The organism is Streptomyces sp. NPDC017943 (assembly GCF_044328425.1).
GTDB lineage: Bacteria > Actinomycetota > Actinomycetes > Streptomycetales > Streptomycetaceae > Streptomyces > Streptomyces djakartensis_A.
The window spans coordinates 1054608-1074077 of sequence record NZ_JBIRHH010000001.1; the positions used below are offsets into that span (position 1 = coordinate 1054608).

At 67.4% G+C, this 19470-nt stretch carries 33 protein-coding genes; 2 read left to right on the forward strand and 31 right to left on the reverse strand.

The window, feature by feature from the left end:
* Positions 1–35: 35 nt before the first annotated feature.
* From ACH4C6_RS04630 to ACH4C6_RS04780, 31 genes are all read right to left on the reverse strand, one after another.
* A complete protein-coding gene (locus tag ACH4C6_RS04630; RefSeq protein WP_003966937.1) occupies positions 36–1058 on the reverse strand; it encodes a DNA-directed RNA polymerase subunit alpha in 1023 nt (340 codons plus the stop codon).
* Positions 1059–1209: 151 nt separating this feature from the next.
* Positions 1210–1614, reverse strand: coding sequence for a 30S ribosomal protein S11 (gene rpsK, locus ACH4C6_RS04635; protein WP_003956432.1), 405 nt, complete (start codon positions 1612–1614; stop codon positions 1210–1212).
* 64 nt (positions 1615–1678) lie between these two features.
* Positions 1679–2059, reverse strand: coding sequence for a 30S ribosomal protein S13 (gene rpsM, locus ACH4C6_RS04640; protein WP_004984507.1), 381 nt, complete (start codon positions 2057–2059; stop codon positions 1679–1681).
* Positions 2060–2253: 194 nt separating this feature from the next.
* Positions 2254–2367, reverse strand: coding sequence for a 50S ribosomal protein L36 (rpmJ, locus tag ACH4C6_RS04645; RefSeq protein WP_003974245.1), 114 nt, complete (start codon positions 2365–2367; stop codon positions 2254–2256).
* Positions 2368–2426: 59 nt separating this feature from the next.
* Positions 2427–2648: a translation initiation factor IF-1 gene (infA, locus tag ACH4C6_RS04650; protein ID WP_003948620.1), complete on the reverse strand. Its 222-nt coding sequence runs from the start codon at positions 2646–2648 to the stop codon at positions 2427–2429.
* Positions 2649–2882: 234 nt separating this feature from the next.
* On the reverse strand, positions 2883–3719 hold the full coding sequence (gene map / locus ACH4C6_RS04655) for a type I methionyl aminopeptidase (protein ID WP_398107038.1): 837 nt from the start codon (positions 3717–3719) through the stop codon (positions 2883–2885).
* A gap of 130 nt (positions 3720–3849) precedes the next feature.
* Positions 3850–4512, reverse strand: coding sequence for an adenylate kinase (locus tag ACH4C6_RS04660; protein ID WP_398107039.1), 663 nt, complete (start codon positions 4510–4512; stop codon positions 3850–3852).
* Positions 4512–5825, reverse strand: a complete 1314-nt coding sequence (gene secY / locus ACH4C6_RS04665) for a preprotein translocase subunit SecY (RefSeq protein WP_398107040.1) — start codon at positions 5823–5825, stop codon at positions 4512–4514. Before secY ends, ACH4C6_RS04660 begins: the two co-directional genes overlap by 1 nt.
* Positions 5826–6070: 245 nt before the next feature.
* The gene (gene rplO, locus ACH4C6_RS04670; RefSeq protein ID WP_030233862.1) at positions 6071–6526 is read right to left on the reverse strand and encodes a 50S ribosomal protein L15; all 456 of its coding nucleotides are present in this window, start codon (positions 6524–6526) and stop codon (positions 6071–6073) included.
* Between the two features lie 2 nt (positions 6527–6528).
* Positions 6529–6711, reverse strand: coding sequence for a 50S ribosomal protein L30 (gene rpmD, locus ACH4C6_RS04675; protein ID WP_003974250.1), 183 nt, complete (start codon positions 6709–6711; stop codon positions 6529–6531).
* A 2-nt stretch (positions 6712–6713) separates the two neighbouring features.
* Positions 6714–7319, reverse strand: a complete 606-nt coding sequence (rpsE, locus tag ACH4C6_RS04680; RefSeq protein WP_009190144.1) for a 30S ribosomal protein S5 — start codon at positions 7317–7319, stop codon at positions 6714–6716.
* 41 nt (positions 7320–7360) lie between these two features.
* Complete coding sequence (rplR, locus tag ACH4C6_RS04685; protein WP_007494754.1) at positions 7361–7744, reverse strand: 50S ribosomal protein L18; 384 nt, start codon at positions 7742–7744, stop codon at positions 7361–7363.
* A gap of 3 nt (positions 7745–7747) precedes the next feature.
* Complete coding sequence (rplF, locus tag ACH4C6_RS04690) at positions 7748–8287, reverse strand: 50S ribosomal protein L6 (RefSeq protein ID WP_333932833.1); 540 nt, start codon at positions 8285–8287, stop codon at positions 7748–7750.
* Positions 8288–8311: 24 nt separating this feature from the next.
* Positions 8312–8710 (reverse strand): 30S ribosomal protein S8, encoded by a 399-nt coding sequence (gene rpsH / locus ACH4C6_RS04695; protein WP_015658459.1) that lies wholly within the window; start codon positions 8708–8710, stop codon positions 8312–8314.
* A 213-nt stretch (positions 8711–8923) separates the two neighbouring features.
* Positions 8924–9109, reverse strand: coding sequence for a type Z 30S ribosomal protein S14 (locus tag ACH4C6_RS04700; protein ID WP_003956452.1), 186 nt, complete (start codon positions 9107–9109; stop codon positions 8924–8926).
* A gap of 5 nt (positions 9110–9114) precedes the next feature.
* Positions 9115–9672, reverse strand: a complete 558-nt coding sequence (gene rplE / locus ACH4C6_RS04705; RefSeq protein ID WP_333932834.1) for a 50S ribosomal protein L5 — start codon at positions 9670–9672, stop codon at positions 9115–9117.
* Complete coding sequence (gene rplX / locus ACH4C6_RS04710) at positions 9672–9995, reverse strand: 50S ribosomal protein L24 (protein WP_003992365.1); 324 nt, start codon at positions 9993–9995, stop codon at positions 9672–9674. Before rplX ends, rplE begins: the two co-directional genes overlap by 1 nt.
* A gap of 2 nt (positions 9996–9997) precedes the next feature.
* Positions 9998–10366, reverse strand: a complete 369-nt coding sequence (gene rplN / locus ACH4C6_RS04715; RefSeq protein WP_003998823.1) for a 50S ribosomal protein L14 — start codon at positions 10364–10366, stop codon at positions 9998–10000.
* Between the two features lie 100 nt (positions 10367–10466).
* Positions 10467–10754: a 30S ribosomal protein S17 gene (rpsQ, locus tag ACH4C6_RS04720; RefSeq protein ID WP_010036717.1), complete on the reverse strand. Its 288-nt coding sequence runs from the start codon at positions 10752–10754 to the stop codon at positions 10467–10469.
* Positions 10754–10978 carry a 50S ribosomal protein L29 gene (gene rpmC, locus ACH4C6_RS04725; protein ID WP_010036720.1) on the reverse strand — a complete coding sequence of 75 codons (225 nt, stop codon included), beginning with the start codon at positions 10976–10978 and terminating at the stop codon, positions 10754–10756. Before rpmC ends, rpsQ begins: the two co-directional genes overlap by 1 nt.
* Complete coding sequence (gene rplP, locus ACH4C6_RS04730; protein WP_255954215.1) at positions 10978–11397, reverse strand: 50S ribosomal protein L16; 420 nt, start codon at positions 11395–11397, stop codon at positions 10978–10980. The genes rpmC and rplP overlap by 1 nt, the downstream gene beginning before the upstream one ends.
* A 5-nt stretch (positions 11398–11402) precedes the next feature.
* A complete protein-coding gene (gene rpsC, locus ACH4C6_RS04735) occupies positions 11403–12224 on the reverse strand; it encodes a 30S ribosomal protein S3 (protein WP_369195975.1) in 822 nt (273 codons plus the stop codon).
* The gene (gene rplV / locus ACH4C6_RS04740; protein WP_033308966.1) at positions 12224–12571 is read right to left on the reverse strand and encodes a 50S ribosomal protein L22; all 348 of its coding nucleotides are present in this window, start codon (positions 12569–12571) and stop codon (positions 12224–12226) included. Before rplV ends, rpsC begins: the two co-directional genes overlap by 1 nt.
* 44 nt (positions 12572–12615) lie before the next feature.
* Positions 12616–12897, reverse strand: a complete 282-nt coding sequence (gene rpsS / locus ACH4C6_RS04745) for a 30S ribosomal protein S19 (RefSeq protein WP_053759516.1) — start codon at positions 12895–12897, stop codon at positions 12616–12618.
* 12 nt (positions 12898–12909) lie between these two features.
* The gene (gene rplB, locus ACH4C6_RS04750; RefSeq protein ID WP_369195974.1) at positions 12910–13746 is read right to left on the reverse strand and encodes a 50S ribosomal protein L2; all 837 of its coding nucleotides are present in this window, start codon (positions 13744–13746) and stop codon (positions 12910–12912) included.
* A 38-nt stretch (positions 13747–13784) separates the two neighbouring features.
* Positions 13785–14204 carry a 50S ribosomal protein L23 gene (gene rplW, locus ACH4C6_RS04755; RefSeq protein ID WP_333932837.1) on the reverse strand — a complete coding sequence of 140 codons (420 nt, stop codon included), beginning with the start codon at positions 14202–14204 and terminating at the stop codon, positions 13785–13787.
* The gene (rplD, locus tag ACH4C6_RS04760) at positions 14204–14860 is read right to left on the reverse strand and encodes a 50S ribosomal protein L4 (RefSeq protein ID WP_398107041.1); all 657 of its coding nucleotides are present in this window, start codon (positions 14858–14860) and stop codon (positions 14204–14206) included. Before rplD ends, rplW begins: the two co-directional genes overlap by 1 nt.
* Positions 14861–14864: 4 nt before the next feature.
* On the reverse strand, positions 14865–15509 hold the full coding sequence (gene rplC / locus ACH4C6_RS04765; RefSeq protein ID WP_369195972.1) for a 50S ribosomal protein L3: 645 nt from the start codon (positions 15507–15509) through the stop codon (positions 14865–14867).
* Positions 15510–15526: 17 nt separating this feature from the next.
* The gene (rpsJ, locus tag ACH4C6_RS04770; protein ID WP_003948644.1) at positions 15527–15835 is read right to left on the reverse strand and encodes a 30S ribosomal protein S10; all 309 of its coding nucleotides are present in this window, start codon (positions 15833–15835) and stop codon (positions 15527–15529) included.
* A 435-nt stretch (positions 15836–16270) separates the two neighbouring features.
* Positions 16271–16477, reverse strand: coding sequence for a DUF397 domain-containing protein (locus ACH4C6_RS04775; protein ID WP_398107042.1), 207 nt, complete (start codon positions 16475–16477; stop codon positions 16271–16273).
* Entirely contained in the window at positions 16474–17352 is an 879-nt protein-coding gene (locus ACH4C6_RS04780; RefSeq protein WP_398107043.1) for a helix-turn-helix domain-containing protein, read from the reverse strand. The genes ACH4C6_RS04775 and ACH4C6_RS04780 overlap by 4 nt, the downstream gene beginning before the upstream one ends.
* Before the next feature lie 154 nt (positions 17353–17506).
* Between ACH4C6_RS04780 and ACH4C6_RS04785 the strand changes: the two genes are divergently transcribed.
* Positions 17507–17923 (forward strand): ATP-binding protein, encoded by a 417-nt coding sequence (locus ACH4C6_RS04785; protein ID WP_398107044.1) that lies wholly within the window; start codon positions 17507–17509, stop codon positions 17921–17923.
* Between the two features lie 204 nt (positions 17924–18127).
* Positions 18128–19402 (forward strand): family 16 glycosylhydrolase, encoded by a 1275-nt coding sequence (locus tag ACH4C6_RS04790; RefSeq protein ID WP_398107045.1) that lies wholly within the window; start codon positions 18128–18130, stop codon positions 19400–19402.
* Positions 19403–19470 lie beyond the last annotated feature (68 nt).

The following is a 19470-nucleotide window of genomic DNA, read 5'->3' on the forward strand; positions in this document are numbered from 1 at the left end:
TCCGCAGTCAAGAACGGGCAGTCGGTCCCGAGCTCTTAGTACTGCTCGGTCTCGACGAACCCGGCGTCTGCATCGTCATCCGCGCCGAAGGCATCCGCGGCAGCGGTCGGGTCGAATCCGGGAGGCGAGTCCTTCAGCGCGAGGCCCATGCCCGCGAGCTTGGCCTTGACCTCGTCGATCGACTTCGCACCGAAGTTGCGGATGTCGAGCAGGTCGGCCTCGGACCGCGCCACGAGCTCACCCACGGAGTGGATGCCCTCGCGCTTGAGGCAGTTGTACGACCGAACGGTGAGCTCCAGCTCCTCGATCGGCAGCGCCAGGTCGGCGGCCAGGGCGGCGTCCGTGGGGGACGGGCCCATGTCGATGCCCTCGGCGTCGATGTTCAGCTCGCGGGCGAGACCGAACAGCTCGACCAGGGTCTTGCCGGCGGACGCCATGGCGTCACGCGGGCGCATGGCCTGCTTGGTCTCGACGTCGACGATCAGCTTGTCGAAGTCGGTCCGCTGCTCGACACGCGTGGCCTCGACCTTGTACGTGACCTTGAGCACCGGCGAGTAGATCGAGTCGACCGGGATCCGGCCGATCTCCTGGCCGACCTGCTTGTTCTGCACGGCGGAGACGTAACCGCGGCCACGCTCGACCGTCAGCTCCATCTCCAGCTTGCCCTTGCCGTTGAGCGTGGCGAGGACGAGGTCGGGGTTGTGCACCTCGACACCGGCCGGGGGCGCGATGTCGGCGGCGGTGACCAGACCCGGGCCCTGCTTGCGCAGGTACATCACGACCGGCTCGTCGTGCTCCGAGGAGACGACCAGCTGCTTGATGTTGAGGATCAGGTCGGTGACGTCCTCCTTGACGCCCGGCACGGTGGTGAACTCGTGCAGGACACCGTCGATGCGGATGCTGGTGACAGCCGCACCGGGGATGGAGGACAGCAGGGTCCGGCGGAGGGAGTTGCCGAGGGTGTAACCGAAGCCCGGCTCCAGCGGCTCGATCACGAACCGGGAGCGGAACTCGTCGACGACCTCTTCGGTCAACGAGGGACGCTGAGCGATCAGCATGTGTGGATCAGATCCTTCTCTCGTGGACGCCCGCTATATGACGCCCGACGGAAACCGCACCGGGAACAGCGCGGGTACTGCAAGGGTACGGGCGATACGGCCCTTTTACGGAGCCGTACCGCCCGAGAACCGTGAACCCGAAGGCGACGCGTCAGACGCGGCGGCGCTTCGGCGGACGGCAGCCGTTGTGCGGGGTCGGGGTGACGTCCTGGATGGAGCCGACCTCGAGGCCCGTGGCCTGCAGGGAGCGGATCGCGGTCTCACGACCGGAACCCGGGCCCTTCACGAACACGTCGACCTTGCGCATGCCGTGCTCCTGGGCGCGGCGGGCAGCCGACTCGGCGGCCATCTGCGCGGCGAACGGCGTGGACTTCCGGGAGCCCTTGAAGCCGACGTGGCCGGCGGAGGCCCAGGAGATCACGTTGCCGGACGGGTCCGTGATCGAGACGATCGTGTTGTTGAACGTGCTCTTGATGTGCGCGTGGCCGTGAGCGACGTTCTTCTTTTCCTTGCGGCGCACCTTCTTGGCAGCGCCCTGACGACCCTTGGGGGGCATCTATAACTCCTACGGGAGGTGGTCGGTCCTACAGCGAAGACCGTGGACAGGCGTCCGCTGTGGACTACTTCTTGCCCGGCTTCTTCTTGCCGGCGATGGCGCGACGCGGACCCTTGCGGGTACGAGCGTTGGTGCTGGTGCGCTGACCGCGGACGGGCAGACCACGACGGTGACGGAGACCCTGGTAGGTACCGATCTCGACCTTGCGGCGGATGTCGGCCTGGATCTCGCGACGGAGGTCACCCTCGGTCTTGATGTTGTTGTCGACGTACTCGCGGATCGCGACGAGCTGCTCCTCGGAGAGGTCGCGAACGCGGGTGTTCGGGTCGACGCCGGTGGCGGCCAGCGTCTGCTGCGAGAGGGTCCGGCCGATGCCGAACACGTAGGTGAGGGCGATCTCCACGCGCTTTTCGCGCGGGATGTCAACACCGGAAACGCGTGCCATTCAATGGCTCCAGTTACTTGACGGAGGTCTTCCACAGGAACCGGCTCCCAGCCGCCGTACCAGGTACGAACTGGGTCCCCGGCCTCCGACCGGGGGTGTCAGACGGATCGGTGTCCGCCTGGGCCCTGCGTATGAACTATTCAGCTTGCGTCGCGCGAAGACTCTGCGAGGAAGGCAGAGGGATCGGTCGTGCGTCAGCCCTGGCGCTGCTTGTGGCGCGGGTTGTCGCAGATGACCATGACCCGACCGTGACGGCGGATCACCCTGCACTTGTCGCAGATCTTCTTGACGCTCGGCTTGACCTTCATGGGATTGAGGTTCTCCGGGTCAGTGCCACCACCCCGCCGGAACGGGATGCGGGCAAGATCTACTTGTAGCGGTAGACGATCCGGCCACGCGTCAGGTCGTACGGAGAGAGCTCCACCACGACCCGGTCGTCAGGGAGGATGCGGATGTAGTGCATGCGCATCTTGCCGCTGATGTGTGCCAGGACCTGGTGGCCGTTCTGGAGCTCGACCTTGAACATGGCGTTCGGAAGAGACTCGACGACAGTGCCCTCGATCTCGATGGCACCTTGCTTCTTGGCCACGCTTCGCCCTTCGAATCGACTACCTTGATCGACTCCGTGCGGAGCGCATGAGGACATGCGGGTACACAAGAGCCGACGAGTCAGTCTACGTCAGGGCCCTCGGAAACACGAATCGAGAGAGTCTGCCCCGGCACGCAGGGCTTTAAGCGCGCCCAAGGGGCGCGGGGAACTGCGCGACCAGCCCTCACGCACCGGCAGCCGCCGTCGGGCAGGCCCACCCGCCCCGGAAGGCGATCAGGCCAGCGGATCCGGCGCAGCAACGACGCCCAGCTCGGCGAGCTTCGCCTTCCCCCCGTCGGGAGACGTCAGCACGAGCGGCCCCTCCTCCGTCAGAGCGACCGAGTGCTCCCAGTGCGAGGACCACGTACCGTCCGTCGTGATGACGGTCCAGTCGTCCTGGAGGACCTCCGTCCGCGGCGTCCCCAGGGACACCATCGGCTCGATCGCGAGGCAGAAGCCGGGCACCAGCTTGGGGCCCTTGCCGCGCCGCCGGTCGACGTAGTTCAGCAGGTGCGGGTCCATGTGCATCTCGGTGCCGATGCCGTGGCCGCCGTAGTCCTCGATGATCCCGTACTTGCCGCCGCCGGGCTTCGGCTGGCGGCGGATGTACGTCTCGATGGCGCGGGAGATGTCGACCAGCCGGTTGCCCTGCTTCATGGCCGCGATGCCGGCCCACATCGACTCCTCGGTCACCCGGGAGAGCTCGATCACCTCCGGGGAGTGGCCGGAGCCCACGAAGGCCGTGAAGGCGGCGTCGCCGTGCCAGCCGTCGATGATCGCGCCGCAGTCGATGGAGATGACGTCCCCGTCCTTCAGCACCACGTCGTCGGAGGGGATGCCGTGGACGACGACCTCGTTCACCGAGGTGCAGATCGTCGCGGGGAAGCCGCCGTATCCGAGGAAGTTCGGCTTGGCGTTGTGCTCGGCGAGCACCTTGCGGGCGACCTGGTCCAGATCCTTCGTCGTGGCCCCGGGTACGGCGGCCTCCCGGGTCGCCGCGTGGATGGCGGCGACGACCAGCCCCGCCTCACGCATCTTGGCGATCTGCTCGGGGCTCTTGATCTGCACCATGGGGGCTGGGCCTTTCTGGACCTACGGCGGCTGTCGGACGCCTTCAACGATACGGGGCCGCGCGACCGGCCCGCCCACGCAGCGGCCGCGGCTCCCCCGGGGGGAACCGCGGCCGGCTGTGCGGTGACGACTACGCGTCGTCCCCGCCGCGCTTGAGCGCCTCCATGGCGCGCGCGGTGACGTCCTCCACCTTGCCGAGCGCGGAGATCGTGACCACCAGGCCCTGGGCCTTGTAGTAGTCGATGATCGGCTCGGTCTGGGTGTGGTAGACCTCCAGGCGCGTGCGGACGGTCTCCTCGGAGTCGTCGTCGCGCTGGTACAGCTCGCCGCCGCAGACGTCGCAGACGCCGTCCTTGGCCGGCTGCTTGTACGTCACGTGGAAGACGTGCGAGGAGTCGTTGCGGCAGATGCGCCGGCCGGCGATCCGCTTGACGACCTCGTCCTCGGGGACCTCGAGGTCGAGCACCGCGTCGAGCTGCATGCTCTCGCGCTCGAGCAGCTCGTCGAGCGCCTCGGCCTGCGAGACGTTGCGCGGGAAGCCGTCCAGCAGGAAGCCGTTCTCGGCGTCCGGCTGCTCCATGCGGTCCTTCGCCATCGCGATGGTGACCTCGTCGGGGACGAGATTGCCCGCGTCCATGTAGGACTTCGCCAGCTTGCCGAGCTCCGTCTGCCGGCTGATGTTGGCGCGGAACAGGTCGCCCGTGGAGATGTGCGGGATCGACAGGTTCTTGGCCAGGAACGCGGCCTGCGTTCCCTTACCGGCACCCGGCGGCCCGACGAGGACGATTCGCATCAGCGGAGGAACCCTTCGTAATTGCGCTGCTGGAGCTGGCTCTCGATCTGCTTCACCGTCTCGAGACCGACACCCACGATGATCAGGATGCTGGTCCCGCCGAACGGGAAGTTCTGGTTTGCCCCGAAACCCGCCAACGCCATCGTCGGCACGAGAGCGATCAGTCCCAAGTACAGCGAACCCGGCCAGGTGATCCGGTTGAGTACGTAGCTCAGGTACTCAGCGGTCGGTCGGCCAGCCCGGATGCCCGGGATGAAGCCACCATACTTCTTCATGTTGTCGGCAACTTCCTCGGGGTTGAACGAGATCGCGACGTAGAAGAAGGCGAAGAAGACGATCAGCAGGAAGTACGTGACGATGTAGTACGGGTGGTCGCCCTTGACGAAGTGTTGCTCGATCCAGGTCTTCCAGCCCGAGGTCCCTCCGGCGAACTGAGCGATCAGCGCCGGGATGTAGAGCAGCGACGAGGCGAAGATGACGGGGATCACACCCGCCTGGTTCACCTTGAGCGGGATGTAGGTGGACGTGCCGCCGTAGGAGCGGCGGCCGATCATGCGCTTGGCGTACTGCACCGGGATGCGGCGCTGGGCCTGCTCGACGAAGACCACCAGGCCGACCATCGCGAAGCCGACCAGGATGACCGTGCCGAACTCGATCCACCCGCCGGCCAGGGAGCCCTCCTGCTTGATGGCCCACAGCGCGGACGGGAAGGTGGCGGCGATCGAGATGAACATCAGGATCGACATGCCGTTGCCGATGCCGCGGTCGGTGATGAGCTCACCGAGCCACATCACGGCGGCCGTGCCGGCGGTCATCGTGATGACCATGGTGATGGTGACGAAGATCGACTGGTCGGGGACGATCTGGCTGGCCACCGGGCAGTTCTGGAACAGCGCGCCGCTGCGGGCGGTGGCGACGAGACCGGTGCCCTGCAGGATGGCGAGGGCGATCGTCAGGTAACGCGTGTACTGCGTGATCTTCGCCGTCCCGGCCTGGCCCTCCTTCTTCAGGGCTTCCAGACGCGGGATCACCACGGTCAGCAGCTGCAGGATGATGCTCGCCGTGATGTACGGCATGATGCCCAGGGCGAAGATCGTGATCTGCAGCAGCGCGCCGCCGCTGAACATGTTGACGAGCCCGAAGAGACCCTGGTTGGCCTGGGCGTTGTCGATGCAGGTCTGGACGTTCCGGTAGTCGACGCCTGGGATCGGGATGTGCGTACCGACCCGGTAGACCACGATGATGCCGAGCGTGAAGAGCAGCTTCTTGCGCAGGTCGGGCGTCTTGAACGCCCGGGCGAACGCGGTGAGCACGGTGCCTCCTGCGACCCCCGCGCAACTGCGTCAAGGGTGACGGTCTTGAGAGTCCAATGGAACTACGACATGGGTAACGGTCAACTGCCGCTCGGAGTGCCGGAAGTGCAGCACCCCGTGAGAAGAGGGCAGTGCAGGCCACCTTACCGGCGGGACTGCCGCCCTAGGAACGACCAACCGGGGATACCCCATTTGTGGGGTATCCCCGGTCGGGATCGTTCAGGTCATCGAGACGCCTGTGATGGTCAGACGAGCTCGGTGACGGTACCGCCGGCGGCGGTGATCTTCTCCTTGGCGGAGCCGGAGACGGCGTCGACCGTCACCTGCAGCGCCACGGAGACCTCGCCCTGGCCGAGCACCTTGACGAGCGCGTTCTTGCGAACGGCACCCTTGGCCACCAGACCCTCGACGGTGACCTCGCCACCCTCGGGGTACAGGGCGGCCAGCTTGTCGAGGTTCACGACCTGGTACTCGGTCTTGAACGGGTTCTTGAAGCCCTTCAGCTTCGGGAGGCGCATGTGGAGGGGCATCTGGCCACCCTCGAAGCGCTCCGGAACCTGGTAACGGGCCTTCGTGCCCTTGGTACCACGACCGGCCGTCTTACCCTTCGACGCCTCACCACGACCCACACGGGTCTTGGCGGTCTTGGCGCCCGGGGCGGGACGGAGGTTGTGGATCTTGAGCGGGTTCTGCTCCGCCATGATCAGTCGACCTCCTCGACCGTCACGAGGTGGCGGACGGTGTGCACCATGCCGCGGAACTCGGGACGATCCTCCTTGACGACCTGCGTGTTGATGCCCTTGAGACCAAGGGAACGCAGGGTGTCACGGTGGTTCTGCTTGCTGCCGATGTAGGACTTGACCTGCGTAATCTTGAGCTGCGCCATGATTACGCACCCGCCCCGGCACGCGCACGCAGCAGAGCCGCGGGGGCGACGTCCTCGAGCGGCAGACCGCGGCGGGCCGCGATCTCCTCGGGACGCTGCAGGCCCTTCAGGGCCTCCACGGTCGCGTGCACGATGTTGATCGCGTTGTCGGAGCCGAGCGACTTCGACAGCACGTCGTGGATACCGGCGCACTCGAGCACGGCACGCACCGGACCACCGGCGATAACGCCGGTACCGGGCGACGCGGGCTTCAGGAGCACGACGCCGGCAGCCTTCTCACCCTGGATGGGGTGCGGGATGGTGCCCTGGATGCGGGGGACCTTGAAAAAGTGCTTCTTGGCCTCCTCAACGCCCTTGGCGATGGCGGCCGGCACCTCCTTGGCCTTGCCGTATCCGACACCCACGGTGCCGTCACCGTCGCCCACCACGACCAGCGCGGTGAAGCTGAAGCGACGACCACCCTTCACAACCTTGGCGACGCGGTTGATCGCGACGACGCGCTCAACGTACGCGGTCTTCTCGGCGGCAGCAGCGCCGCCGTCACGGCCCTTCCGGTCCCGCCGCTCGCCGCCACCGGCACCGCCACCGCGGCGCTGGGGTCCAGCCATTGGAATTACCTCTCTCTGTTTCCGCTAGCTACGGAACCGACTCAGAACTTGAGTCCGGCCTCGCGGGCGGCGTCCGCCAGGGCGGCGATGCGCCCCGCGTACTGGTTACCACCACGGTCGAACACGACGGCCTCGACACCGGCGGCCTTGGCGCGCTCGGCGACCAGGGCGCCGACCTGCTTGGCCTGCGCGGACTTGTCGCCCTCGCCACCGCGGATCGAGGTGTCCAGGGTGGACGCCGACGCCAGGGTGTGACCCTTGATGTCGTCGATCACCTGGGCCACGATGTGGCGGTTCGAGCGGGTAACGACCAGACGGGGACGCTCCGCCGTACCGTTGATGTGCTTACGGATCCGGATGTGGCGGCGCTTGATCGCGGCGCGCTTGTAGGCGTCGCCCTTGAGGATCTTCTGTCCGTATGCCATGGCTTACTTACCCGCCTTTCCGACCTTGCGGCGGATGACTTCGCCCTCGTACTTGACGCCCTTGGCCTTGTACGGGTCGGGCTTGCGCAGCTTGCGGATGTTGGCCGCAACCTCGCCGACCTTCTGCTTGTCGATGCCCTCGACCGAGAAGCGGGTCGGGGTCTCCACCTTGAAGGTGATGCCCTCGGGCGCCTCGACGGTGATCGGGTGGCTGTAGCCGAGCGCGAACTCGAGGTTCGAGCCCTTGGCCGTCACGCGGTAACCGACACCGCTGATTTCGAGCTTCTTCACGTAACCCTGGGTCACGCCGGTGATCATGTTCGCCACCAGCGTGCGGGACAGGCCGTGCAGGGCCTTGCTCTGACGCTCGTCGTTGGGGCGGGTGACGTTCAGAACGCCGTCCTCACCCTTGGCGATGTCGATCGGCGCGACAACGGTGTGGGTCAGCGTGCCCTTGGGGCCCTTGACCGAGACCGTACGGCCGTCGATGGTGACGTCCACGCCGGCGGGAACCGTGATGGGGAGCTTGCCAATACGCGACATAGCTGTTTCCTCCGTTCCCTTCCGCTACCAGACGTAGGCGAGGACTTCCCCACCCACGCCCTTCTTGCCGGCCTGCTTGTCGGTGAGGAGCCCGTGCGACGTGGAGATGATGGCCACGCCGAGGCCGCCCAGCACCTTGGGCAGGTTGGTGGACTTCGCGTACACCCGGAGACCGGGCTTGGAGATCCGCTTGATGCCCGCGATGGAGCGCTCACGGTTGGGGCCGAACTTCAGCTCCAGGACGAGGTTCTTGCCGACCTCGGCGTCCTCGACCTTCCAGCCCGTGATGAAGCCCTCCTGCTGGAGGATCTCCGCGATGTGCGACTTGATCTTCGAGTGCGGCATCGCCACGGTGTCGTGGTATGCCGAGTTCGCGTTCCGCAGACGCGTAAGCATGTCTGCGATCGGATCAGTCATGGTCATGAATTGGCCTTCGGCCTCTCTCGCCGGGGTTTCCTGATGCGCCATCCCTCTCCCCGATCCGAGACGGGACGGGTGCGGCGCGGTGGACCTACGGCGTAGTAAGTCGTAAGGGCGGCGGCAGACGCCCAACCCCACAAGCCTAAGGCATGCGGGCTGGGCGTCCTGCCGCCCCGGTTGCTTACCGAGAGTCCTGCTAATCCCTGATTGGGGGGATTACCAGGAGCTCTTGGTCACGCCCGGCAGCTCGCCACGGTGAGCCATCTCACGAAGGCACACGCGGCACAGGCCGAACTTGCGGTACACGGAGTGCGGACGACCGCAGCGCTGGCAGCGGGTGTACGCACGCACGCCGAACTTGGGCTTGCGGGCAGCCTTCGCGATCAGAGCCTTCTTCGCCATCTCGCTCACGCCTCCTTGAAGGGGAAGCCGAGGTGACGAAGGAGCGCGCGGCCCTCAGCGTCGTTGGTCGCCGTGGTCACCACGGTGATGTCCATACCCCGGGTGCGGTCGATCTTGTCCTGGTCGATCTCGTGGAACATGACCTGCTCCGTGAGACCGAAGGTGTAGTTGCCACGGCCGTCGAACTGCTTGGGGGACAGGCCGCGGAAGTCGCGGATGCGCGGCAGCGCGAGCGACAGGGTGCGGTCCAGGAACTCCCACATGCGGTCGCCACGAAGCGTGACGTGGGCACCGATCGGCTGGCCCTCGCGCAGCTTGAACTGCGCGATGGACTTGCGGGCCTTGGTGACGGCCGGCTTCTGACCGGTGATCGTGGTGAGGTCCTTGATGGCACCCTCGATCAGCTTGGAGTCGCGGGCGGCGTCGCCCACACCCATGTTGACCACGATCTTGACGAGACCGGGGATCTGCATGACGTTCTCGTACTTGAACTCGTCACGCAGCTTGCCCGTGATCTCCTCACGGTACTTCTGCTTCAGACGCGGAGTGGTGGTGGTAGCCATCAGATGTCCTCACCCGTCCGCTTGGCAACGCGGATCTTGTTGCCTTCGTCGTCGAAGCGGTAACCGACGCGGGTCACGACCTTGTTGCCGTCCTTCTCCACGACCAGCTGGACGTTGGAGACGTGGATCGGCGCCTCGGTGGTGACGATGCCGCCGGCCTGCGAACCGCGAGCCGTCGGACCGGCCTTGGTGTGCTTCTTGACCCGGTTGACACCCTCGACCAGGACGCGGTCCTCGCGGGGGAAGGCCGCGATGACCTTGCCCTGCTTGCCCTTGTCCTTACCGGTGATGACCTGGACCAGGTCGCCCTTCTTGATCTTCATGCTCACAGCACCTCCGGCGCGAGGGAGATGATCTTCATGAACTTCTTCTCGCGCAGCTCACGGCCGACCGGGCCGAAGATACGGGTGCCGCGAGGGTCGCCGTCGTTCTTCAGAATGACGGCGGCGTTCTCGTCGAAGCGGATGTACGAGCCGTCCGGGCGGCGGCGCTCCTTGACGGTGCGAACGATGACCGCCTTGACGACGTCACCCTTCTTCACGTTGCCACCGGGGATCGCGTCCTTGACGGTGGCGACGATGACGTCACCGATACCCGCGTAGCGGCGACCGGAGCCACCGAGCACACGGATGCAAAGGATCTCCTTCGCACCAGTGTTGTCGGCGACACGCAGTCGCGACTCCTGCTGGATCACGTCTATCTCCTGATTGTCTGCCGGTTCCCGGGGCGGGTGCACAGCGTGCACCCGCCCCGAGCCTGGCGGAACGATGCCTAGGGGGTCCCCCTAGGAGGGATTACTTGGCCTTCTCGAGGATCTCGACGACGCGCCAGCGCTTGGTCGCGGACAGCGGCCGGGTCTCCATGAGGAGGACGCGGTCGCCGACACCCGCGGCGTTCTGCTCGTCGTGGGCCTTGAGCTTGTTCGTACGGCGGATGACCTTGCCGTACAGCGCGTGCTTGACGCGGTCCTCGACGGCGACGACGACGGTCTTGTCCATCTTGTCGCTGACGACCAGACCCTCACGGGTCTTGCGGAAACCGCGGTCCGTCTTGGTCTCTTCAGTCACGTTGCTCTCGCTCATCAGGCGCTCTCCACCGTCTCGATGCCCAGCTCGCGCTCACGCATCAGGGTGTAGATCCGCGCGATGTCCTTGCGGACGGCCTTGAGCCGACCGTGGTTCTCGAGCTGACCCGTCGCCGCCTGGAAGCGGAGGTTGAACAGCTCTTCCTTGGCCTCGCGGAGCTTGTTGAGAAGCTCCTCGTTGCCCAGCTCGCGCAGCTCCGACGCCTTGGTACCGGCCGACATCACGCTTCACCTGCCTCGCGCTTGACGATCTTGCACTTCATCGGCAGCTTGTGAGCCGCACGGGTCAGGGCCTCGCGCGCGATCTTCTCGTTGGGGTACGACAGCTCGAACATCACACGTCCGGGCTTGACGTTGGCGATCCACCACTCAGGAGAACCCTTACCGGAACCCATGCGGGTCTCGGCGGGCTTCTTGGTGAGGGGACGGTCCGGGTAGATGTTGATCCAGACCTTGCCGCCACGCTTGATGTGGCGGGTCATCGCGATACGAGCCGCCTCGATCTGGCGGTTCGTCACGTAGGCCGGGGTCAGCGCCTGGATGCCGTACTCGCCGAACGCGACCTGAGTACCACCCTTGGCCATACCACTGCGCTTGGGGTGGTGCTGCTTGCGGTGCTTGACCCTACGGGGGATCAGCATGACGGTCAGGCCTCCGTTCCGGTGCTCTCAGCCGGAGCGGCGGCGGGAGCCTCGGCCTTGGGGGCCTCGGCGCCGGCAGCCTGCTGCGGCTTGCGACCGCGCCGCTCGCCACCACGGCCACCACGGGCCGGGCGGTCGTTGCCACCGCGGGCCGGGCGGTTGCCCGCACGGGCGGCGGCGTTCTCGGCGCGGACCTCGGCGATGTTCTTGACGTCGCCCTTGTAGATCCAGACCTTCACACCGATGCGGCCGAAGGTCGTCTTGGCCTCGAAGAAGCCGTAGTCCACGTTCGCGCGGAGCGTGTGCAGGGGCACGCGGCCCTCGCGGTAGAACTCCGAGCGGGACATCTCGGCGCCACCGAGGCGGCCACCGCACTGGATCTTGATGCCCTTGGCGCCCGCCTTCATCGCCGACTGCATGCTCTTGCGCATGGCACGGCGGAAGGAGACGCGGGAGGAGAGCTGCTCGGCGACGGCCTGGGCGACCAGCTGAGCATCGGTCTCGGGGTTCTTGACCTCGAGGATGTTCAGCTGGACCTGCTTGCCGGTGAGCTTCTCGAGGTCACCGCGGATGCGGTCGGCCTCGGCGCCGCGGCGGCCGATGACGATGCCCGGACGAGCGGTGTGGATGTCCACACGCACGCGGTCACGGGTGCGCTCGATCTCGACCTTGGAGATGCCGGCGCGCTCCATGCCGGACGTCATCATCCGACGGATGGCGACGTCTTCCTTGACGTAGTCCTTGTACAGCTTGTCGGCGTACCAACGCGACTTGAAGTCGGTCGTGACACCGAGCCGGAACCCGTGCGGGTTTACCTTCTGGCCCATTACCGGGTTCCTTCCTTGCTGCTGACGACCACGGTGATGTGGCTGGTCCGCTTGCGGATCCGGTAGGCACGGCCCTGGGCGCGCGGACGGAACCGCTTCAGGGTCGGGCCCTCGTCGACGTAGGCCTCGGAGACGAAGAGGCTGTCGACATCGGTGTGGTCGTAGTTGTGCGCGGCGTTGGCGATGGCGCTGTCGAGCACCTTGCCCACCGGCTGGCTCGCGGCCTGCGGGGCGAAACGCAGGACCGCCTGAGCCTCCGTGGCGCTCATGCCACGGATGAGGTCCACCACGCGGCGGGCCTTCATGGGCGTGACGCGGATGTACCGCGCCTGGGCCCTGGCTTCCATGGTTGTCCCTTCAGTGTCTGTCATGGTCGATTGCACCCCGCCGACTAGCGGCGCTTCGACTTCCGGTCGTCCTTGACGTGGCCCCGGAAGGTGCGGGTCGGCGAGAACTCGCCGAGCTTGTGGCCGACCATCGACTCGGTGACAAACACCGGGATGTGGGTCTTGCCGTTGTGCACCGCGAGCGTGTGGCCGAGCATGGCCGGCACGATCATCGAGCGACGGGACCAGGTCTTGATGACGTTCTTGGTGCCGGCTTCGTTCTGGGCGTCCACCTTCTTCATCAGGTGGTCGTCGACGAAGGGCCCCTTCTTCAAGCTACGAGGCATCTCAACCCGTCCTTAGCGCTTCTTGTTCGTCTTGCGGCGGCGGACGATGTACTTGTTCGACGCCTTCTTGGGCGAACGAGTACGGCCTTCCTTCTTGCCCCACGGGGACACAGGGTGGCGACCACCGGAGGTCCGGCCCTCACCACCACCGTGCGGGTGGTCAACCGGGTTCATGACCACACCACGGACGGTCGGGCGAACGCCCAGCCACCGCTTACGGCCCGCCTTGCCCCAGTTGATGTTGCTCTGCTCGGCGTTGCCGACCTCGCCGATGGTGGCGCGGCAGCGGACGTCGACCAGGCGGATCTCACCGGACGGCATGCGCAGGTGGGCCATCTGGCCCTCCTTCGCGAGCAGCTGCACGGAGGCACCGGCGGAGCGGGCGAACTTGGCACCGCCACCGGGACGGAGCTCGATCGCGTGGATCGTGGTACCGACCGGGATGTTGCGGAGGGCCAGGTTGTTGCCCGGCTTGATGTCGGCCCCGGGACCGTTCTCGACGCGGTCACCCTGCTGCAGGTTGCGCGGGGCGAGGATGTAGCGCTTCTCGCCGTCGGCGTAGTGCAGCAGCGCGATGCGCGCGGTGCGGTTGGGGTCGTACTCGATGTGCGCGACCTTCGCCGGCACGCCGTCCTTGTCGTGACGACGGAAGTCGATCACGCGGTAGGCGCGCTTGTGGCCACCACCCTGGTGGCGGACGGTCACACGACCGGAGTTGTTACGGCCACCCTTGCTGTGCAGGGGGCGGACCAACGACTTCTCCGGCGTGGACCGCGTGACCTCGACGAAGTCGGCGACGCTGGAGCCGCGACGGCCCGGCGTAGTCGGCTTGTACTTGCGGATTCCCATTTCTCAGTCCTCGTCCGATATCGGACGATCCGACCCGCTTACGCGGTCGGACCGCCGAAGATGTCGATACGGTCGCCCTCGGCGAGGGTCACGATCGCGCGCTTGGTGGACGCACGCTGGCCGAAGCCGGTGCGGGTCCGCTTGCGCTTGCCCTGGCGGTTGATCGTGTTGACCCCGGTGACCTTGACCGAGAAGACCGCCTGGACGGCCTGCTTGATCTGGGTCTTGTTGGCGCTCGGGTCGACGATGAACGTGTACTTGCCCTCGTCGAGGAGCGCGTAGCTCTTCTCGGAGACGACCGGCTTGAGCAGCACGTCACGGGGGTCCGTGAAGGACTTGCTCAGCGGGGTCTCGACGGTGTTCTTGCCCTCGGTCGCGTGGCGACGCGCCTTGGCGACGCGAGCGGCCTTGGCCTTCTTCGCGGCCTTGGAGGCGATAGCGGGGTGACGGATGGCCATCAGGCCTCGCTCCCTTCGGTGTCAGTGGCCTTCGGGCCGGACACGAAGGACTCGAAAGCGGCCTTGGTGAAGACCACGTCGTCCGAGACGAGAACGTCGTACGTGTTCAGCTGGCCCGGCTCCAGGATGTGGACCTGGGGCAGGTTGCGGGCGGACAGCCACGCGGCCTCGTCGGCGCGGTCGACGACCAGGAGCAGGTTCTTGCGCTCCGAGATCTTGCCGAACAGCGTCCGGGCGGCCTTCGTCGACGGGCTCTCGCCCTCGACGACGCCGGAGACGACGTGGATGCGGTTGTGGCGGGCCCGGTCGGTGAGGGCGTGACGCAGGGCGGCAGCCTTCATCTTCTTCGGGGTCCGCTGCGAGTAGTCACGCGGCACGGGACCGTGCACGACGCCACCACCGGCGAACTGCGGCGCGCGGGTCGAACCCTGACGGGCGCGACCGGTGCCCTTCTGGCGGTACGGCTTCTTGCCACCGCCGCGGACCTCGCCACGGGTCTTGGTCTTGTGCGTGCCCTGACGGGCAGCGGCCAGCTGTGCGACGACGACCTGGTGGATCAGCGGGATGCTGACCTTCTCAACGCCGAAGATCTCCGCGGGGAGCTCGACGGAACCGGCCTTGTCGCCCGCCGGCGAAAGGATGTCAACAGTGCTCATTACCTCAGGCCCCCTTGGCCGCGGTGCGGACCAGGACGAGGCCGCCGTTCGGACCGGGAACCGCGCCCTTGATGAGCAGCAGACCCTTCTCCGCGTCAACGGCGTGGACGGTCAGGTTCTGGGTGGTGACCCGCTCGTTGCCCATGCGACCCGCCATGCGGAGGCCCTTGAACACACGGCCCGGGGTGGCGCAGCCACCGATGGAACCGGGGGAGCGGTGCTTGCGCTGGGTGCCGTGTCCGGCGCCGAGGCCACGGAAGTTGTGGCGCTTCATGACACCGGCGAAGCCCTTGCCCTTGCTCTTGCCGGTCACGTCGACCTTCACGCCGGCCTCGAACACCTCAGCGGTGATCTCCTGGCCCAGCGTGTACTCGGAGGCGTCCGCGGTGCGGATCTCGACGAGGTGGCGACGGGGGGTGACGTCGGCCTTGGAGAAGTGGCCCTTGAGGGGCTTGTTCACCTTGCGCGGGTCGATGTCGCCGAAAGCGATCTGGACGGACTCGTAGCCGTCGACATCGTTCGTACGGACCTGGGTGACGACGTTCGGGCCGGCCTTGACGACGGTGACCGGGACGACGCGGTTGTTCGCGTCCCACACCTGCGTCATGCCGAGCTTCTCGCCCAGGATGCCCTTGATCTGCTTAGCCATCTCTCAGATCACCGGCCTCAGAGCTTGATCTCGATGTCGACACCGGCCGGGAGGTCGAGTCGCATCAGAGAGTCAACGGTCTTGGGGGTGGGGTCGAGGATGTCGATCAGGCGCTTGTGCGTGCGCATCTCGAAGTGCTCGCGCGAGTCCTTGTACTTGTGCGGCGACTTGATGACGCAGTACACGTTCTTCTCAGTGGGCAGCGGCACCGGGCCCGCGACCGACGCACCAGTGCGAGTCACCGTCTCGACGATCTTCTTCGCCGAGGAGTCGATGACCTCGTGGTCGTAGGCCTTGAGCCGGATGCGGATCTTCTGTCCCGCCATGGCTACTCAGTAGTCCTGTCTCTCTTACGCTCTGGAACCCGGCGGATTCCTTCTGCTGCCTCCGTTCCTCCGACCCACGCGGTCGGGCGTGTCGCGCTCCCGCTGACACAGATGTCCCTTGTTCGAACATCCCTGCTGGGAATGCACACGGCCCTTCCGGAACCGCAGGCCGGGGGCGAAGGCCCACCGGGTGCCTGGCCGGTGCCGCGCATACACTTCCCGGAAGATTCCCGTACGTCCGCCCCAGCGCTGCCGTGAGGCAGTTAGGGCGACGAGTACTGTGGGACTCGCTTCCGGTCCTCCCGGCGGGAGGCGCGCAGCATCAACACTCGACCGAGCAACTCGGACAGTCTGCCATATGGGGCAGGCCCGACGCTAATCGAGCCGGAGAGAGTACCCCGGGAGTGACGTAACTCAAACCGCGGGGCCGGTGCGTCAGCGGCCGGGGCGCTCCAGGTGCGGCACCCCGGCCAGGAATCCGGCCCAGGCCGCGGCGGAGAGGCCCAGCCGATCGCCCTGCGCGTGCTTGGAGTCCCGGACGTGGACGGTACCGGGGGCTATCGCGATCTCGACGCAGGAATCGCCGTCGGGGCCACTGCTGTAGCTGCTCTTGAACCACGCCGGTTCAGCGGTGCCGATCATGTCTCTCCCAGCAGTTGCTCGATGAAGGCCAGCGACTCGCGTGGCGGAAGGGCCTGCGCCCGGATGGTGCCATAGCGCAGCTCCAGGATGCGGACCTGCTTCGCTTCCGTGCTCGGCCGGCCGCTGAAAGCGCCGTCGGAGCGTCCGACCGCAGTGCCGTCCGCGAACTTCAGCACCTCGATCCTGCCGTTCAGGCCCGGGTGCGCCTCGCTGCTCGTCGGCATCACCTGGAGCCTGACATGGCGCAACTGCCCCACCTCCAGCAGACGTTCGAGCTGCCGACGCCAGACCATTGTGCCCCCGACCGGGCGCCTCAGCGTGGCCTCCTCCTGGACGAAGCTGAACGACGGAGCCGGCGACCGCTCGAGCACGGCCTGCCGAGCCATGCGGGCCGCCACCAGCCGCTCCACCTCGTCAGGCGAGTACGCCGGTTGCCACGACTCGAACAGGGCCCGCGCGTGCTCCGGGGTCTGCAACAGCCCGGCGACGCTGATGCACTCGTACACCCCGATCTCCACGGCCTGCTCCTCCAGCTTGGCCAGTTCCCGCACCCTCTTGGGGTAGCGGACCCGTTTGACGTCCTCCCAGGTCGCCGCGATCAGCCCACCCGCCCCGAGCACCTCGTCGGCCCGGACGAGGTAGTCCTGCCGGGGGATCCGCTTGCCGCCCTCGACCTTGTAGACCATGTCCTCGCCGTAGCCGACCGCCGTGCCGAACGCGGCGGCCCGCATGCCCGCCCCCTCCCGGCGCAGCTTCAGCTGCCGCCCCACCGTGGCGATCACCGCGACACCCCACTCGTCGTCGGGGTCGACCTCCCACCCGGGCTCGTCCCCCTCGGTGCTGAGCCGCCCCGTGTCCGCCGCCTCGGCCGTCATCGCCCACCCTTCCGTCGTACGCCCCCCGCCCCGGCGCCCTACCCGCGCGCCCGGTGCCGACAGCCCGGACACCGCCGGACAAGCTCCGGACAGTGACCGTACGCACCCGCTGAGTCACTGTTCACGGTACGCGGGGACGGCCACGCTGAGGGCCGTGAAGCACAACTCCACCGAAGCCCGCCCCGGCACGCCCCTGCGCCATTTCGACCTCCGGCTCTCCCCCACTCCGCGCGGCGCCCGCCTCGCGCGCCTCCTCGCGACCGAGCAGCTGCGCACCTGGGGGCTGCCGTCGGACCGGGCCGCGCAGGTCGTCGCCGAACTGGCCGCCAACGCCGCCACGCACGGCCGGGTCGCGGGGCGCGACTTCGGCCTGCTGCTCTACGTCGTCGGCCGCACCCTGCGCATCGAGGTGACGGACACGCGCGGTGACCGGCTGCCGCAGAGCCCACCCGTCGACGGTGAGGCCGAGTCGGGCCGCGGTCTGCTCCTGGTCGACGCGCTGGCCGACCGCTGGGGTGTCGCCCGCGGGCTCCCGCCCCGCAAGACGGTCTGGGCGGAACTCGACCTCTGAGCGGTGCCCGCATCCCTAACACAGCCTTAAGCAGGACTTAAGCCAAGCGGAGGGCGATCGACCGGCGCCAACTCGTCGCAGTTCAGGCGGTGTTGCCGGACCAAACGGGCAGTTGGTTGTGCGGTGAACCGTTCGTAGCATCCCTGCACGGCCGGCAGCGTCGGCCCACTCCCCCCATCCCCCACAGACAAGGTGTGTTCAGCCATGGCTGCTCATCGCACACGCCGGTGGACGCTCGGCGGGCTCGTCCCGCTGGTCTGCGCCTCCGTCGCCGCCGCCTTCACCCTGACCGCGGTCGGCCCCGCCGCCGGCCGGGCCGACGCCGCGACCACCGCGGCGACCTGGTCGGACGAGTTCGACGGCGCCGCCGGGAGCGCCCCGGACCCGGCCAAGTGGACCGTGGAGACCGGCGGCTCGGGCAACGGCAACAACGAGCTCCAGTACTACACGAACCGTCGCGACAACGTTGCCCTCGACGGCCAGGGCAACCTCGTCATCACCGCCCGCAAGAACACCGACCCCGGTCTCCAGTGCTGGTACGGCAGCTGCCAGTACACCTCCGCCCGCCTGAACACCGCCCGGACCTTCACGCAGGCGTACGGGCACTTCGAGGCCCGCATCAAGGTGCCCCGCGGCCAGGGCATGTGGCCGGCGTTCTGGATGCTCGGCAACGACCTGGGCAGTGTCGGATGGCCGGACAGCGGCGAGATCGACATCATGGAGAACGTCGGCTACGAGCCCGGCGCCGTCCACGGCACCCTGCACGGCCCCGGCTACTCGGGCAGCGGCGGCATCGGCGCGGCGTACACGCTCCCGGGCGGCCGGGCCTTCGCCGACGACTTCCACGTCTTCGCCGTCGACTGGACCCCGGGGAAGATCACCTGGTCCGTCGACGGACACACGTACCAGACCCGGACGCCGGCCGACCTGGGCGGCAAGAAGTGGGTCTACGACCACCCGTTCTTCCTGATCCTCAACCTCGCCGTCGGCGGCAACTGGCCCGGCAGCCCGGACGCGAACACCCGCTTCCCGCAGACGATGACCGTGGACTACGTCCGCGTCTCGACGTCCGACGGGGCGCAGGGCGGCTCCGGCGGCGCGACCGGTGCCCTCAAGGGCATCGGCGGCATGTGCGCCGACGTCGCCGGCGCCTCGACCGCCGACGGGACGCCCGTCCAGCTGCACGACTGCACCGGAGTCGACGCCCAGAAGTGGACCCTCGGCGGCGACGGCACCGTGCGCGCCCTCGGCAAGTGCCTCGACGTGCGCGGCGGCTCCACCGCCGACGGGGCGGCGGTCCAGCTCTACACCTGCAACGGCACCAAGGCCCAGCAGTGGGTCCACACCGCCGCGCGGGACCTGGTCAACGTCGGCGCGGACAAGTGCCTGGACGCCAAGGGCAACTCCGCGGCCGACGGCACCCCGCTGCAGATCTGGACGTGCACCGGCGCCGCCAACCAGAAGTGGACGCGCGGCTGACCTCCTGACCCGCACCAGCACCGCCGGACACGGCAAAGGGGCCCGTACGACCGAAGTCGTACGGGCCC

Bases quoted from the DNA above. Each gene is read 5' to 3' on its own strand.
- ACH4C6_RS04775 (WP_398107042.1), bottom strand. From the start codon at position 16,477: ATGATCGGCACCGCTGAACCGGCGTGGTTCAAGAGCAGCTACAGCAGT.
- rplO (WP_030233862.1), bottom strand. From the start codon at position 6,526: ATGGCGGAGCAGAACCCGCTCAAGATCCACAACCTCCGTCCCGCCCCG.
- rpsH (WP_015658459.1), bottom strand. From the start codon at position 8,710: ATGACCATGACTGATCCGATCGCAGACATGCTTACGCGTCTGCGGAAC.
- rpsS (WP_053759516.1), bottom strand. From the start codon at position 12,897: ATGCCTCGTAGCTTGAAGAAGGGGCCCTTCGTCGACGACCACCTGATG.
- ACH4C6_RS04700 (WP_003956452.1), bottom strand. From the start codon at position 9,109: ATGGCGAAGAAGGCTCTGATCGCGAAGGCTGCCCGCAAGCCCAAGTTC.
- rplC (WP_369195972.1), bottom strand. From the start codon at position 15,509: ATGGCTAAGCAGATCAAGGGCATCCTGGGCGAGAAGCTCGGCATGACG.
- rplE (WP_333932834.1), bottom strand. From the start codon at position 9,672: ATGGCTACCACCACCACTCCGCGTCTGAAGCAGAAGTACCGTGAGGAG.
- rpmC (WP_010036720.1), bottom strand. From the start codon at position 10,978: ATGTCGGCCGGTACCAAGGCGTCGGAGCTGCGCGAGCTGGGCAACGAG.
- rpsQ (WP_010036717.1), bottom strand. From the start codon at position 10,754: ATGAGCGAGAGCAACGTGACTGAAGAGACCAAGACGGACCGCGGTTTC.
- rplX (WP_003992365.1), bottom strand. From the start codon at position 9,995: ATGAAGATCAAGAAGGGCGACCTGGTCCAGGTCATCACCGGTAAGGAC.
- rpmD (WP_003974250.1), bottom strand. From the start codon at position 6,711: ATGGCGCAGCTCAAGATTACGCAGGTCAAGTCCTACATCGGCAGCAAG.
- map (WP_398107038.1), bottom strand. From the start codon at position 3,719: ATGGTGCAGATCAAGAGCCCCGAGCAGATCGCCAAGATGCGTGAGGCG.
- rpmJ (WP_003974245.1), bottom strand. From the start codon at position 2,367: ATGAAGGTCAAGCCGAGCGTCAAGAAGATCTGCGACAAGTGCAGGGTG.
- ACH4C6_RS04780 (WP_398107043.1), bottom strand. From the start codon at position 17,352: ATGACGGCCGAGGCGGCGGACACGGGGCGGCTCAGCACCGAGGGGGAC.
- ACH4C6_RS04790 (WP_398107045.1), top strand. From the start codon at position 18,128: ATGGCTGCTCATCGCACACGCCGGTGGACGCTCGGCGGGCTCGTCCCG.
- rpsJ (WP_003948644.1), bottom strand. From the start codon at position 15,835: ATGGCGGGACAGAAGATCCGCATCCGGCTCAAGGCCTACGACCACGAG.
- rpsC (WP_369195975.1), bottom strand. From the start codon at position 12,224: ATGGGCCAGAAGGTAAACCCGCACGGGTTCCGGCTCGGTGTCACGACC.
- rplW (WP_333932837.1), bottom strand. From the start codon at position 14,204: ATGGCCATCCGTCACCCCGCTATCGCCTCCAAGGCCGCGAAGAAGGCC.
- rpsM (WP_004984507.1), bottom strand. From the start codon at position 2,059: ATGGCACGCGTTTCCGGTGTTGACATCCCGCGCGAAAAGCGCGTGGAG.
- ACH4C6_RS04660 (WP_398107039.1), bottom strand. From the start codon at position 4,512: ATGCGAATCGTCCTCGTCGGGCCGCCGGGTGCCGGTAAGGGAACGCAG.
- rpsE (WP_009190144.1), bottom strand. From the start codon at position 7,319: ATGGCTGGACCCCAGCGCCGCGGTGGCGGTGCCGGTGGCGGCGAGCGG.
- rplR (WP_007494754.1), bottom strand. From the start codon at position 7,744: ATGGCATACGGACAGAAGATCCTCAAGGGCGACGCCTACAAGCGCGCC.
- rpsK (WP_003956432.1), bottom strand. From the start codon at position 1,614: ATGCCCCCCAAGGGTCGTCAGGGCGCTGCCAAGAAGGTGCGCCGCAAG.
- rplD (WP_398107041.1), bottom strand. From the start codon at position 14,860: ATGAGCACTGTTGACATCCTTTCGCCGGCGGGCGACAAGGCCGGTTCC.
- ACH4C6_RS04630 (WP_003966937.1), bottom strand. From the start codon at position 1,058: ATGCTGATCGCTCAGCGTCCCTCGTTGACCGAAGAGGTCGTCGACGAG.
- rplF (WP_333932833.1), bottom strand. From the start codon at position 8,287: ATGTCGCGTATTGGCAAGCTCCCCATCACGGTTCCCGCCGGCGTGGAC.
- rplB (WP_369195974.1), bottom strand. From the start codon at position 13,746: ATGGGAATCCGCAAGTACAAGCCGACTACGCCGGGCCGTCGCGGCTCC.
- rplP (WP_255954215.1), bottom strand. From the start codon at position 11,397: ATGCTGATCCCCCGTAGGGTCAAGCACCGCAAGCAGCACCACCCCAAG.
- rplV (WP_033308966.1), bottom strand. From the start codon at position 12,571: ATGGAAGCCAGGGCCCAGGCGCGGTACATCCGCGTCACGCCCATGAAG.